At 68.9% G+C, this 14446-nt stretch carries 12 protein-coding genes; all 12 read right to left on the reverse strand.

The window, feature by feature from the left end; translation table 11 throughout:
• Positions 1-6: 6 nt before the first annotated feature.
• Entirely contained in the window at positions 7-1488 is a 1482-nt protein-coding gene (locus tag ASC92_RS18445; protein WP_056518468.1) for a mannose-1-phosphate guanylyltransferase/mannose-6-phosphate isomerase, read from the reverse strand.
• 47 nt (positions 1489-1535) lie between these two features.
• The gene (locus tag ASC92_RS18450) at positions 1536-2312 is read right to left on the reverse strand and encodes a LuxR C-terminal-related transcriptional regulator (protein WP_056518469.1); all 777 of its coding nucleotides are present in this window, start codon (positions 2310-2312) and stop codon (positions 1536-1538) included.
• Positions 2305-3414 (reverse strand): UDP-glucose 4-epimerase GalE, encoded by a 1110-nt coding sequence (gene galE / locus ASC92_RS18455; protein ID WP_056518470.1) that lies wholly within the window; start codon positions 3412-3414, stop codon positions 2305-2307. The genes ASC92_RS18450 and galE overlap by 8 nt, the downstream gene beginning before the upstream one ends.
• 28 nt (positions 3415-3442) lie before the next feature.
• Positions 3443-4690, reverse strand: a complete 1248-nt coding sequence (locus ASC92_RS18460) for a glycosyltransferase WbuB (protein ID WP_056518471.1) — start codon at positions 4688-4690, stop codon at positions 3443-3445.
• Complete coding sequence (locus ASC92_RS18465) at positions 4687-5946, reverse strand: polysaccharide biosynthesis protein (protein WP_056518472.1); 1260 nt, start codon at positions 5944-5946, stop codon at positions 4687-4689. The genes ASC92_RS18460 and ASC92_RS18465 overlap by 4 nt, the downstream gene beginning before the upstream one ends.
• Positions 5947-5959: 13 nt before the next feature.
• On the reverse strand, positions 5960-6898 hold the full coding sequence (locus ASC92_RS18470; RefSeq protein WP_056518473.1) for a hypothetical protein: 939 nt from the start codon (positions 6896-6898) through the stop codon (positions 5960-5962).
• 45 nt (positions 6899-6943) lie between these two features.
• Positions 6944-7873: a hypothetical protein gene (locus tag ASC92_RS18475; RefSeq protein WP_235505884.1), complete on the reverse strand. Its 930-nt coding sequence runs from the start codon at positions 7871-7873 to the stop codon at positions 6944-6946.
• 20 nt (positions 7874-7893) lie between these two features.
• Entirely contained in the window at positions 7894-8970 is a 1077-nt protein-coding gene (locus tag ASC92_RS18480; protein ID WP_056518474.1) for a glycosyltransferase, read from the reverse strand.
• A gap of 13 nt (positions 8971-8983) precedes the next feature.
• Entirely contained in the window at positions 8984-10309 is a 1326-nt protein-coding gene (locus tag ASC92_RS18485; RefSeq protein ID WP_056518475.1) for a hypothetical protein, read from the reverse strand.
• A gap of 39 nt (positions 10310-10348) precedes the next feature.
• Positions 10349-11344 (reverse strand): GDP-L-fucose synthase family protein, encoded by a 996-nt coding sequence (locus ASC92_RS18490; RefSeq protein WP_056518476.1) that lies wholly within the window; start codon positions 11342-11344, stop codon positions 10349-10351.
• Positions 11345-11406: 62 nt separating this feature from the next.
• Positions 11407-12111, reverse strand: a complete 705-nt coding sequence (locus tag ASC92_RS18495) for a sugar transferase (RefSeq protein ID WP_056518477.1) — start codon at positions 12109-12111, stop codon at positions 11407-11409.
• Positions 12108-14432: a polysaccharide biosynthesis tyrosine autokinase gene (locus ASC92_RS18500; RefSeq protein ID WP_056518478.1), complete on the reverse strand. Its 2325-nt coding sequence runs from the start codon at positions 14430-14432 to the stop codon at positions 12108-12110. The genes ASC92_RS18495 and ASC92_RS18500 overlap by 4 nt, the downstream gene beginning before the upstream one ends.
• Between the last annotated feature and the right edge of the window lie 14 nt (positions 14433-14446).

Here is a 14446-nt window from a genome sequence, read left to right on the forward strand (position 1 = left end):
CGGAACTCAGTGGCCCACGGGCGCCTGCAGCACCGCGGTCGCGCCCGATCCGGCCGACGCGTCGGCCAGTGTCCTGGCCGGCCCGCAGCGGCCGTAGGTGTCGTCGAAGCGCACGATGTCGTCTTCGCCCAGGTAGCTTCCGGTCTGCACCTCGATCACCTCGAGCACCGTCTTGCCCGGGTTCTCCAGCCGGTGGATCGCGCCCGAGGGCAGGTAGATCGATTCGTTCTCGCGCACCAGCGTGACTTCGCCATTGCAGGTGGCCCGCGCCGTGCCCTGCACGACGACCCAGTGCTCGGCGCGGTGGTGGTGCATCTGCAGCGACAGCTTGCCGCCGGGCTTGACGGTCAGGCGCTTGACCTGGAAGCGCTCGCCCAGGTCGATGCTGTCGTATGCGCCCCAGGGCCGTACCACGCGGCGGTGCTGGGTGGCCTCGGCGCAGCCTTCCCGCGCGAGCTTGCGCACCACGTCCGCCACCTGCTCGGCGCAGCCCGCGCCGGCCACCAGTACGGCGTCGGGCGTGTCCACGATGATCAGGTCTTCAGTGCCCAGCGCCACCACCGGCCGGTGCGGCGCGTGAATGAAGGTGTTGCGCGAATTCAGCGCGCTGGCCTTGCCGCTCAGGCGGTTGCCCGCATCATCCGCCGGATGCAGGCTGGCGACCGCATTCCAGCTGCCGACGTCGCTCCAGGCGCCTTCGAACTTCACGACCGCGATGTCCTTGTGCTTTTCGAGCACGGCGTAGTCGATGCTGTCGGCGCGGCAGCCCTCGAAGGCGGTGGGCTCCAGCCGGAGGAAGCTGCCGTCGGCGGCCACTGCGGCGGTGGCGTGCTCGCAGGCCAGCAGGATGTCGGGTGCGTGCTCGCGCAGCGCCGCGATCAGCGTGCGCGCCTGCACGAGGAAGATGCCCGCGTTCCAGCTGTAGCCGCCGTGCAGGATCAGTGTTTCTGCCACAGCCGCCGTCGGCTTTTCCACAAAGCGCGCCACGGCCTGGCTGCGCCCGTCGGCCGAGGGCTCGCCGGCCTCGATGTAGCCGTAGGCGGTGCTCGGAAAACTCGGCACCACGCCAAAGGTGACGATCTTGCCGGCCAGCGCGGCTTCGACGCCGGTGCGCACGGTGCGGGCGAACAGGGCGGTGTCGGGAATGTGGTGGTCGGCCGGCGCGAACAGCAGCAGGTCGCCGGGGTCGGCCAGCAGCGCGGCCGAGGCCATGGCCGCGGCGGTGTTGCGCGCCACCGGCTCCAGGATCTGACGGCCCGTGGCATTGGCGTTCTCCAGCGTTTCCTTTACCAGGAAGCGATGGTCTTCCGACGTGATGCAGGTGATGTCGCCGTTCAGCACCGACAGCCGTTCGAGCGTGAGGTGCAGCAGGCTCTTGCCGCCGACCAGCGGCGCGAACTGCTTGGGCAGCGCCTTGCGCGACAGCGGCCAGAGCCGCGTGCCGCTGCCGCCGCACAGGACCACGGGATGGATGGGAGGGGTTTTCATGATGGCCTGCCTGCGTTTCTTTTTTGAGGGAATGGGAAGGGCGGGCTTCAGATCAGCCCGGAATACGCCGCGTAGCTCACGGCCTGCGCGCGCGAATGCACGTGCAGTTTCTTGTAGATGTTCTTGATGTGCGCGTTGACGGTCTGGCCCGAGATGCCGAGCTTGGTGCCGATCTCGTCGGTGACGTGGCCGCGCGCCACGCAGCGCAGGATCTCGCACTCGCGGGCCGTCAGCGTCGCCTCGCGCGCGGGCGGCTCCACCGACGGCGGCATGTTGCCGGGCCGGTGGGTCAGCCGCGAGAGCAGCCGCCGCGCCAGCCGCGGCGTGATGGCCGCGCCACCGTTGACCACCTGCAGCACGGCCTGGGAAAAGCTCTGCAGCCACGCGTCCTTCAGCAGGTAGCCGGTGGCGCCCAGTTCGAAGGCATGCAGCACGTGCGCCTCGTCCTCCAGCGCGGAGATCACGATGATCTCTCCCGCGCGGTGGAGCTCGCGGGCCTCCTGGATCAGTTCGAAGCCGCTGCCGTCGCCCAGCCGCAGGTCGACCATCAGCACGTCGAACTCGTGCGTGACCAGCAGCCGGCGGCCGTCGCGCAGGCTGCCGGCCTGGCCTTCGAGCTGGATGCGCAGGTCCGACAGCAGTTCCTGCGCGATCACGCGGCGCATGAACTCGTCGTCGTCGACGAGCAGCACGCGCACCGGCGCGTTTTCCTGCCCCCGCAGGAAGCCCGGCCACAGCGGCGCGGCGGGCGCGCAGATGCCCGGTGGATACCCCGAGTGGCCGGCGGCCTGCTCGCCAGGAGAGGATGATGCGTTTTCAGGCATGGCTGTGTCCCGGTTTGGAGTTGATGCTCGTGCTGGTGTTGTCCTGGAAGCGCGGCAGGCCCGAGGCATGGGCCGGTGCCGGGTCGTCGAAACCGTGCGGATTCGCGGCCTGCCAGCGCCAGCTGTCCGCGCACATCTGGTCGAGGTCGCGGCGCGCCCGCCAGCCGAAGGCCTGCCAGGCGCCGCGCGCATCGGCCCAGTAGGCGGGTGCGTCCCCCGGCCGGCGCGGCCCGATGCGCAGCGCGATGCGGCGGCCGCTCGCGCGCTCGAAGGCCGACACCACTTCCAGCACCGATGCGCCGCGGCCGGTGCCGAGGTTGGCCATGAGAATGCCGGGCCGGCGGGCCGCATGGCGCAGCGCCGACACGTGGCCCTCGGCCACGTCCATCACGTGCACGTAGTCGCGCACGCCGGTGCCGTCGACGGTGTCGTAGTCGGCGCCATGCACCACGAGGCATTCGCGCTGGCCGGCCGCGACCTGCGCGATGTAGGGCATCAGGTTGTTGGGTGGCCCGTGCGGCCGCTCGCCGAGCAGGCCGCTTTCGTGCGCGCCGATGGGGTTGAAGTAGCGCAGGCAGGCGATGCCCCAGCGCGCATCGGCCCGTGCGAGATCGGCCAGCACGCTTTCCACCATCGCCTTGGTGCGGCCGTAGGGGTTCACCGCAGCGTACGGCGCGCTCTCCGCGATCGGCGAGGGCTGCGAATCGCCGTACACCGTGGCCGACGAGGAAAACACCAGCCTGCGCACGCCGGCCCGGTCCATGGCCTGCACCAGCGCCAGCGTGCCGGCGAGGTTGACGTCGTAGTAGCTCACCGGGTCGGCCACCGATTCGCCGACCGCCTTCAGGCCAGCCAGATGCACGACCGCCGCGACGTTGTACGCCGCGAACACCCGGTCGAGCGCCACCGCGTCGCGCACGTCGCCGCACACGAGGACCGGCTCCACGCCCGTGATGCACGCCACCCGCTGCAGCGAACGCGCGTCGCTGTTGACGAGCGTGTCGAGCACCACCGGCAGGTAGCCCGCCGCGATCAGCGCCACGCAGGTGTGGCTGCCGATGAATCCAGCGCCGCCGGTCACGAGAATTCGGGGTGCGCGCATGGTCGTGGTCCTGGTGTGCGGCGCGTTGTCAGTGCGCGATGCAGCGCTGCAGTTCCTCTTCGAGGCGCTGCAGGATGGTGTTGCGGTCCAGCTCTTCCTCCGCGAAGCGGCGGCCGGCGGAGCCCAGCAGGTCGCGCGTCGCGGGCGACATGGAGAGCTGTTCGATGGCATCGGCCAGCGCGGCCGCGTCGCCCGGCTCGACCACCACGCCGCGGCCCCACACGGCCTCGCTGAGCGCAGTGCCGGCATGCGCGGTGACGATCACGGCGCGGCCGCTCGCGAACATGCCGCCCAGCTTCGACGGCATGACGAGGTCCGCGGCATCGGCGCGCTGGGGCAGCACGTGGATGTCGGCCATGCCCAGCAGTTCGTTGAATCGCTCGGCCGGCTGCAGGTCGAGAAAATGCGTGTTGGTCAGCCGGACGCAGGCGTCCATCAGCGAAGCGCGGCTCGGTCCGTTGCCGCAGAACACGAAGTGGATGCCGTGCGAGCAGACCAGCAGGTGCGCCGCCTCGGCCAGCAGCTCGATGCCCTGCTTGCTGCCGAGGCTGCCCGCATAGAGCACCACCACCGCGTTTGCCGGAATGTTCAGCTCGGCCCGATAGCCCTGCGGCGGCGCGCCTTCGGCCACCGCCGGCCGTGCGACGGGCTGGATGGCCTCCACGTCGACCCAGTTCGGAAACAGCACCAGCCGGGCCTCGTCCACGCCTTTTTCCAGGGCCTTGGCGCACATCGTGGAAGAGATGCTCGACACCCGGTCGAACCGCTGCATGAGCCAGCGCTCGGCCGCCAGCGCAAAGCGCCGCACCCGTTCGCCGCGCAACCAGCCGAGGCCGAATGCTGCGTCCACCTCGTAGTCCTGGATGTGCAGCCACGACCGGATGCCGAGCAGCTTTGCAAAGCACAGGGCGGCCGGCGTGCAGGAAATGGGCGGCTCCACGACGAACACCACGTCGGGCTTCCAGCGCAGCTGCGCCAGCAGCGACGGAATGCTCGACAGCGTGAAGGACAGCAGGTGGCCGATGCGCCCCAGTGCACGGGGCTTCGACGGCACCCAGGTGGGCGCGCGCCAGACCGTGACGCCGTTCCAGCCGGTCTTGCGCCAGGTCCACGCCGAGTAGCCCTCGAACACCGACCACTGCGGAAAGAAGGGCGGCGACGCGATCACCCGCACCTCGTGTCCGCGGGCGTGCAGCCACTCGGCCATCTCGCCCGAGTACTTGCCGATGCCGGCCAGCTCGGGCGCGAAATTCATCGAGTAGAGGAGGATCTTCACGATGCCTGCCTCCGCGCCAGCAGGCGCAGCAGGGGGAAGAAGCCGAAATGCAGGCGCATGCGCGTTTCGTACAGCACGAGGTCGGTCGCACAGGCAATGAAGAACACGTAGTGCGGCTTGCCCGGAAACATCGCCGCCACGGCGACGTAGGACGCCAGCCGCAGCGCAACCTCCAGCAGCGCCCACCGGCCGAGCGACCCCATCGAGGTCTTCAGCGAGAGCACCATTTCATGATGGATCGTGTAGGTGCGCAGCAGGAAGTACGGCGCAATGCACAGGAAGATGGAGCGCGCCTCGTAGCCCAGCTTCAGCAGCGGCGCGGCCACCGAGATGAGGGCGGCCAGCCCGACGAAGAGCCCGCAGCCCAGCAGGAAGGAATACTTGGCGAGGCGCAGCTTTTCCGCGGAGAAGTTGTGCGCATCCGTCTCCAGCATCGCGGGTGTCTTCGTGACGAGAAAAGCCTGCACGAACTGCGACGGTGCCTCAGCCAGCAGGAAGGCGATCTTGAAGGCCCCCACGTAGCCGAGCGGCATGAAGTACGCCACGATGAGCAAGTCCGACTTGCGCAGCAGGAACATCAGCAGCGAGTACACCGTTGCGCCGGCCTGCGACGCCAGCCCGAGCACAGCCCGCCCTGCCGGCGGCGCCGCGCCGTTGCCCGGCAGGCCGATGGCCACGCACACCACCACCACGGCGAACAGGTTGATGAGCAGCAGGTGCGCCACGCCCAGCTCGAAGCGCACCGCCACGCAGAGGCTCACGCCCGCGACCAGGATGGTCGAGCGGATGCCGGTCTCCAGGTTGAGCAGCCCCGCATGGCCGAGGCCGCGGCTGAACGAGAGGCGCAGGCTGTTGAACGCGAAGACAGCCAGCGTGGCCATCACGAGCAGGAAGGGCGCGTCGCCCACGGGCATGTGCTGCACCGTGAGGATCACGGTCGCCAGCACCGCGGCCAGCGGCAGCCCGATGGCCAGCGTGCGCACCACGTCGCCGCGCGTGACGCCCGGCGGCACGGCGGCCGCATTGCGCGAGAACAGCAGCGAGCTGCCCAGCGTGCCCACCACCAGCGCCACTTCCATGACCGACTGGTAGATGGAATACTCGCCGAAGCGCGCCGGGGAAATGCTCGCCGCCATCAGGAAGATGGCCAGGAATCCCGACAGATACACATACAGCCGCGAAGCCAGCGCGCCCACGCCCGAAAGCCAGGCCATGCGGGCGCCGGGCAGTGCGAGTTGCGGGCTGAAGTGCTTCATGGCGCAGGCCGGTTCACGGTTGCTTGCTGGCCGAGGCGCGGGGCGCGCGGCGCGTGTCGAACAGCCGGCGCGCGAACGCCGCGGCGCGGAATGCGTTGTTCCTGGCGCGGCGTGCCATCTGCAGCGCGAAGGTTACGCCCGCCACGGTGTACGTGTGGCCGCGCAGTGCGAAGGGCATGGCCATCTTGGCGCTGCCCTGGAAGTGCAGCGCCACCACGCGCGTCATGTCGCCGGCGGTGCTCGTCAGCCAGGCCTTGCCCTCGCGGTACGCGATGCGCTTGGCGCCGCCCAGGACCTTGAACTCCCGCTGCAGCTGGTTGTGCATGCCGTTGATGTTGTGGTCGATGACGGTGCCGTCGAGCACGCGGTTGATGGGCGCGTCGTTGCCCGTGGCGTGGGCCCAGAGGTAGAGCAGGGTCATGTCCGACACGCCGCCGCGCACGCCCCGCGCGGCAAAGCGCGCGGCGATCTCGCGCAGCTTCCTGCGCCCCGATGGGGCGGCGTAGCAGTCGAGCACGTAGGCCACGAAGCGGCGCAGGCCGTTCGCGGTCCAGTAGCTCACGTGCGGCGAGATCTGGCAGTGGTTCCAGCCGTCCGAGGTCTGCATGCACGAACCCGAGAAATCGGCCTTGCCCACGAGCCGGGCGACGTGCGGACCGGCCCCCTGGAAGAGCAGCACGTCGCTGTCGATCAGCGTGAACTCGCGCACGTCCGGGTTGGATTCCAGAAACTGCGCTAGAAGAAAGTAGCGCCGAAAGCAGATCTTCTCGAACTCGGGCGAGTTGCTCGACAGATGCACGTACGACCGGCAGAAGCGTTCGTAGGCCGGGCCGGCGTCGGTGCCCGAGAGCACGAAAAGCGGCTCGCCGGCCAGCGCGGCCGATTCGCGGCACAGCGCAAGGGTCTTGTTCTGGCGGTCTTCCACGACGATGAAGGGCAAGGATGGGTTCATGGTTCTTGGTTGAGGGTTGAAGAGATGTGACAGCAATCGTTGAATTCAGGGCCTGCGCGCCGTGACGCTCTTCATCAGCGCGACGTGCGCGGGAAGAAAACGGCCGGTGGCGTCGATGGGCATGTCCAGCGTGAAGAGGCCGCGCGCGGCGGCCGCTTCCGAGATCCAGTTGCGCAGCTGCATGGCCGAAAAGCGCGCCGGCGCCTCGCGGCCCCACGAGGCGCTCAGCGGCGTGAGCACGTGGAGCGCCAGCTCCGACGGCGGGGCCGAGAGATGCGCGGGCGGCTGCATGTACTCGCCGGCCATCAGGTTCTGGCAGGGCGCCGATTTCGCGCTGAAGCGCTCCGCGCCTTCGCCCGCGTTGAAGGCCAGCCAGCGGTTGCCCCCGCCCGCGCGGGCTGCGCCGCACAGCAGCTCCCAGCCCGCCGGCGTGATGCCCTTCGTGTTGTAGGTGCCGTCGAACCACCAGCCGCTCACGAGCGACCCGTAGCGTTCCGACCAGTCGCGGATCACGCTCGACCAGGCGGCGATGAAGCGCGCGGGCGGCGGCTCCTGCTCGGACACGTCGCCCAGGCATTCCATCAGCGCGCGGTCGCCCTGCGGCGCGCGGAACGGCAGGTAGAGGATCAGCGCAATGCCGCGGCTGCGAAGTGCCTGGCCGATCTCCAGCGGCAGGTCGCGCGGAGAACGGTTGCCGGCGCTGGGCGGGCAGAGCACTTCGAGCGCGGCGTTGGGCGCGATGTACTGGCCATTGTTCTGCCCGAGCGTCAGGATCAGGTGCGAGGCGCGCATGTCCGCCAGTGCCGACGCGAAGGCCTCGACGTCGAAGCGACCGATCTCGCCGATCGACTGCTTGTCGGGCAGGTAATGCACCATCACGCCGAAGCCCGGCACCGGGCCGCCTGCAGGCTGTGCATGGCCGGCCAGCGGCAGCGCCGCGAGCTGGAACAGCAGCAGCGCTGCGAAAAATCGCATGGCGGAGAGCGGCCGCTTCGTCATGGCATGGCCCTGGCGAGCGACAGCGTGCCGCGCTTGAGCATCAGGTAGCGCCCCGCGATGGTGGCGGGTGCGCAGGCGGCGGCATGCGCCCACACCGGATGCGCGCGTTCGTTGCGCGCGAGGTGTCTGGCGAGCTGGCAAGTGTCGCTGGAAGCGCTGCCTACGAAGAAGCCGTAGTCCTCGAACAGCTCGCGGTGCACCGGAATGTCCGACAGCAGCAGCGGCACGCCCAGCGTCGCCGCCTCGGCTGCCGAGAGGTTGAAGCCCTCGAAGGTGGACAGCGAGATGAAGGCGGTGGCGCCTTGGTAGAGCCGCAGCAGTTCCTCGCGCGACACCAGCCCCCGGTGCCGCACGAAGCCGCGCACCTCGGGCGCCAGCGCGGCCACCATGCGCTCGACCTCGGCCGCGCCGTTGCCGGTGATGTCGAGGTAGTCGACGAGGCCGGCGCGCCTCATGCGCTCGAACAGCGCGAGGATGCCGCCGAAGTTCTTGTGCGGGTAGTAGTGGTAGGCCGCGATGAGGTAGCGCTCGTTCGGCAGCGCGGCAGGCGCCGCCGCGACACGGGGCGCGTCCACCGGGTTGAAGATGACCGCCGAATGCTCGCAGCGGCCGAAGTGGCGCTCGAAGTCGCGCTGGCTGCTGCGGCTGATGAAGACCACGTCCGCCGCGCTGCGTGCCGCGCGCCACAGGCTCCAGTCCAGGAAGAGGCGCTTGCTGCGCTTGAAGTACTGCGGGTAGGCCTTGTACTGCAGGTCGTGCACGATGACGATCGAATCGCGGTGCCGCCCGAAGAGCGTGAGCGGCAGGAAGTAGTTGGGAAAGAACGAGTACAGCCGCTCGCCCGTCAACAGCGTGCGCAGGCAGTGGAAGTTGTAGAGCAGCGTGTCGACGATGAAGCGGTTGATCTTCAGGCGCTGTGCCAGGGCGAACAGGCGCGGATGCCGCTCGCTGACCGGCTCGACCCGGTCGTCATGCGACAGCCGCATGTGGCGCAGCAGTACCTCTGATACGTTGAGCACGCCGCCGGCCCCCTTGTTGAGGCGCACGGTGTCGTAGTAGAGGTAAGTGGCCACGGCGATGCCCCTCTCATGCGCTCGGAAGGCCGTGCCGCACGGTGCGCGGGAGCGGGCGGCGGGCACGCGAACTCAGGGCGCCGGCAACGAGGGCGGCAATCAGGCCCGAAGCCGCGAACGGACCCCAGCCCAGGATCGGGCCGCGCATGAACGGCACGTAGGCCGCCAGCAGCACCAGCGCTGACAGGTAGGCGCCCGACAGGGGCCGGTTCGGATCGATGGCGCGGTCGACCATGCGAAAGCCCGCCGAGATCGCGAAGCCGAACAGCGCCGGCCCCGCCAGGCCGAAGTCGAAATACGCCGTGGTGAAGGGCGGCAGCGACAGGTTGCTCTGCGAGAAGTTGCCGAGGATGGCCGACCAGCCGAGCGGGTCGAAGTCGGGAAACATCTTCAGGTCGCGCGGCAGGAAGAAGGAGAACGCCGAGAGCAGGTAGCGGCCCCAGCCGAGGTCCGGAATGGGCGCGCGCTCCAGGATGCCCGCGACGACGAACATGGCGTCGAAGTCCTGGCTGAACGGGAAGGTCGTGAGCTCCTCGCCCCACATGCTGCCGCGCGAGATCAGGTTCAGCACCGGGCCCAGGCCGGCGATGGAACCGAAGATCACCCCTGCGAGCAGCCAGCGCCGGCCGCGCCCCAGCCCATGGATGAGCAGCGGCAGCAGCCCGATCAGCAGGACCTGGCGCGCCGTGTTCACCGGGTTGGCCGCGGCCAGCGCCAGGCCGAACGCCAGGGCCGCCGCGCACCAGGACCACAGCGTGCGGCGGCGTACCGCGTGAATGGCCAGCGCCACGAAGCACAGCAGAACCACCAGCTTGGGCAGCGTGGAATAGAAGATGAAGTCGATCGGCACGTTGTCTTCGCCGCCGGCGCCACCCACGATGCCGCGCGCCACGAAGTTGAGCTCGGGCTTGATGAACAGCGATGCGAAGGCGGCCAGCGAGCAGCTCAGCAGCAGGAGAAGAGGGTGGGCCACGCCGACCAGCCGCCGGTCGTGGCGCCCCGGCAGGTGCTCGGGCGCGTCGGGCACGCCCAGCCGCGCGGCCTCCACGCCGGCCATGTACAGCAACAGGAGCATCAGCGCCTGGGTGTACGCGTCCGTGCGCATGACGCCGGCTTCCCAGAAATCGACGTCGTGCGAGATCTGCACCGCCGGCGCGATCGAGAAGTAGGTGAGGATCGTCGCGTAGTGGATCAGCAGGAACACGCTGCCGCCGGAGGAACCCAGCATCGAGAGCTGGATCAGCGACAGCGCGAACACCGCCGCATAGCCCCACACCGGATCGACCAGGCCGCACAGCATGGCGCAGACGATGCCGGACCAGAAGGAGAGGGTTCGCATGGCGGGCCTGCCGTGGGTGGATGGATGGGTTGGGACGGTTCAGGCGTGCACTTGCGCGTGGACCGGGTCGCTTTCCTCGAGCGGCCGGGTCGCCTTCTGGTAGTCGGCGTAGGTGCGGCGAAGCCCCTCTGCCAACGGCACGGTCGCGTGCCAGCCGAGGCTGGCGGCGCGCGACACGTCCAGCAGCTTTCTCGGCGCGCCGTCGGGCTGCGCGAGGTCGTAGCGGATGCTGCCGGTGTAGCCCACGACTTCGCTGATCAGCCCGGTGAGTTCGGCGATCGACACGTCTTCGCCGGTGCCGAGGTTGATGTGCCCGCGCATCGCGTCGGTCTGCCGGTCGTAGTCGGCGCGCGACAGGTTCATCACCTCGAGGCAGCCTTCGACCATGTCGTCGACGTACAGGAACTCGCGCCGCGCGCGCCCGCTGCCCCAGATCAGCACGCTGGGCGCATTGCTGATCTTGGCCAGGTGGAAGCGCTGGATCAGCGCCGGCACCACATGGCTGTTCTCCAGGTGGTAGTTGTCGCCGGGGCCGTACAGGTTGGTCGGCATCACGCTGCGGTAGTCGACGCCGTGGCTGGCCCCGTACTGGCGGTTGTAGCTCTCGCACAGCTTGAGGCCAGCGATCTTGGCGATCGCATAGGGCTCGTTGGTGGGTTCGAGCTTGCCGTTGAGCAGGTACTCCTCGCGGATCGGCTGCTCGGCCATGCGCGGGTAGATGCAGCTGGAGCCGAGGAACAGCAGGCGCTTCACGCCCGACACGAAGGCCTGGTGCGTGACGTTGGTGGCGATTGCCAGGTTCTCGTAGATGAACTGCGCGGGGTAGGTCATGTTGGCGTGGATGCCCCCGACCTTGGCCGCCGCCAGGTAGACCTGGTCGATCTGCTCCGTCGCGAAGAAACGGGCCACGGCCGCCTGGTCGAGGAGGTCGAGTTCGCTGTGGGTTCGCGTCACCACGTCGTGGCCCAGTTCGCGCAGCCGCCTTGCCGTCGCCTGACCCACCATGCCGCGATGACCTGCAACAAAGATTCGCATATGAGCTTTCGTGAAGGGGTTGATGAACTTCGAGGGCAGACGAAATCGAAGATGCGAGCCGGCTACCGGGACCCGCGCGCGCCGGTGACCACGCCGAAGGTCTTCAGCAGGATCACGAAGTCGCGCCACAGCGACAGGTGGGCGACGTACTCCGCGTCCATCGCCGCACGCCGGCGGTAGCTGATCTCGTTGCGCCCGCTGATCTGCCACAGGCCCGTGATGCCGGGACGCACGGCGCGGTAGTGCTCCCAGTACTCGCCGTACAGGTCCTTCTGCGCGAACATGCACGGGCGTGGGCCCACCATGCTCATGTCGCCCTTGAGCACGTTCCAGAACTGCGGAAACTCGTCGATGCTGTACTTGCGGAGGAAGGCGCCGAAGCGGGTGATGCGCGGGTCGTTCTGCAGCTTCTGGTACACGGCCCATTCGCGCTGCGCGGCTTCGTTGTCGCGCAGGTGGCGCGCCAGCACCGCGTCGGCGTTGGCCACCATCGAGCGGAACTTGTAGAACTTGAAGACGCGGCCATCCTTGCCGTAGCGCGGCTGCATGTAGATGGCCGGGCCGCCCGAGGTGTAGAGCACGCCCAGCCAGATGAGCGCGTAGGCCCAGCCGAAGAACAGGAAGAACGAGCCCGCCATCAGGATGTCGGCCGCGCGCTTGGCGCGGCGCAGCAAGGGCGTGCCGCCCAGCGGCCCGTACGCGGCCGTGTTGGCCGCCGTGCCACCGGCGCCTCGCCCGGTGGTGGATGTCGATCGCAGCGTGTTCATGATTCTGCGTGCTCCGGCTGGATGCGCTTGGGCATGACGGTGTCGGCCGTGTCCAGCGCGTAGGTGGGTTCGCGGCGGGTGGGGGCATAGGCGTAGTAGCCGTAGCTGTAGCTGCGGTAGTGGCGCTGCGAGGTGTCGACCGCGTTGAACACCGCGCCGTGGAAGGCCGCGCCCACGTGGGCCAGCCGCTTGGCGCTTTCCACCAGCTCGCCGAGCTCGCTGTTGCCGGCGCGGGCCACGAGCAGCACCGTGCCCATGCTCGGCGCCATCGCGGCGGTCTCGGACGCGAGCAGGGCGGGAGGACCATCGACGACCACGACGTCGTAGCGCGCGGACAGCGTCGACAGCGTGTGCGCGAAGGCGTCGCTGGTCATCATGCCGGCGGGGTCTGGATGCAGGGTGCCCGCGGCCATCACGTCCAGGTGCGGCAGCACGTGGTGGTGAATGGCGTCATCGAGCGGCACGCCACCGGCAAGGATGTCGGCCAAACCCTCCTTGCTCTGCAGGCCGAACTCCTGGCTCAGTTTGCCGCGGCGCAGGTCGGCGTCGATCAGCAGCACGCGCTGGCCCGATGCGGCCAGCAGCGTGGCGAAGTTCGACGACACGAAGGTCTTGCCCGCACCGGCCGTGGCGCTCGAGATCAGCACCCGGTTGTTGGGCGCGCCCATCATCACGAACTTCAGCGCGGTGCGCAGCCGGCGCAGGCCCTCGAGCGCGGGGTCTTCCACGTGCAGCGCCGCCAGCACCTTGATGCCGGGCTTGCCCTTGCGAACGGCGCGGTCGAGCACGCGCTGCTGGGGGCTCATCGGGATCGAGGTGTACACCTGCAGGCCGGTGACGGCCTCGATGTCGTCGGGGTTGCCGATGGAGCGCCTCAGGTTCTTGCGCGCCAGCGCCGCGGCGCCTCCGAGGAACAGGCCGCCCGCCAGCGCCAGCGCGACGACGATCAGCGGCTTCGGCCGCACCGGCTTCTCGGCCTGCAGCGCCAGGTCGAGCACGCGCACGTTGGCCACCTTGCCTTCCTTGGCCAGCCGCATCTGCAGCGAGCTGTTCAGCAGCGTGGCGTAGAGGTCGGTGTTGACCTTGATGTCGCGCTGCATGCGCAGCGAGTTCTGCTGCAGCATGGGCATGCGGCGGATGCGGCCGTCGACCGAGCCGAGCTCCTTCTTGAGCGAGGCGATCTGCGCGTCCAGCGTCTTCAGGTCGGGGTGGGCGGCGGTGAAGCGGCTCGCCAGGTCCAGCCGCTTCTGCTTCGCATCGAGCAGCTTGGCCTGCAGGTCCACGTTCTGCGACAGGGCATTGCGAGCCTCGTCGTCCAGGCTGATGGTGCCGTTCTGGTTGCGGTACTGGTTGTAGGCGTCTTCGGACTGCTCCAGCTGCTGCTTGAACTTGGGCAGCTCGGTGCCCAGGAAGGCCAGCGCGCGCTCGGCCTGCACCGTCTTCTGGTCGATGTTCTGGCGCACGTAGAGGCGCGAGATCTCGTTGAGCACGTCGGCCAGCTGGCCTCGGTTCGCGGCCTGCAGGCTGACGTCCATCACGCCGGACTGCTTGCCTTTCTCGACCACGCGCAGGTCTTTCTGCAGGCCGAGCAGGGTGAGCTGCTTCGAGTAGCGCACCAGCTCGAAAGCGCCGCCTGGCTGCGCCTCGAAGGAGCCCACCAGCAGGTGCAGGGTGCCGCCGGGCACGGCGGCCTCCAGCGGCACGCCGGCCGTGCCTTGCAACGGAGTTTCCAGGTCCGGGTTGGTCAGCGTGTAGTTGCCGTCGCTGCCCGCGATCAGCGTGAACTTCTTGCCCTCGAACGCGCTCGGCACGTCCATCTGCGCGACGGCGATCCGCTCGGTGCCCGAGACGAAATTGCCATGCCCGAACACGCCGGGAGTGGAGAGCTGGCTCGAATGCCGCGCCATGAACTCGCCCACCACCGGTATGTAGTGCGGCTTCGCGCTGATGAACAGCCGCGTGTTCTCCATTGCCTGGCCCAGCACCATGCGCGACCTCAGGATCTCGGTCTCGCCGGCAGTCGGCGTCTTCACGCTGATGCCTCCGCCGCCGTTGGCGTCACCGGGAAAGTTGCCGCCGGAGCGGTCGGGGTCTTCCACCTGGATCAGGATGTTGGCCTCGTACATGCGCGGGCCGAACAGCGCGTAGCCCACGCCCACCAACAGCGTCAGCGCCGCGATGGAGGCAATCAGCCAGCGGCTGTCGATCAGGATGTCGAGGTACTCGTGGAACCGGGACTCCCGGGGCCAGGCAGTGGTCTCGAGCACCGTCATGGGGGCGGCCGCAGGTGCGGGAAGCGAAGGTTGCCAACGCGCGTTCATGGGGTTCACCTTTT

Origin of the sequence: Variovorax sp. Root411 (assembly GCF_001425205.1) — a bacterium.
Taxonomy (GTDB): Bacteria; Pseudomonadota; Gammaproteobacteria; order Burkholderiales; family Burkholderiaceae_C; genus Variovorax.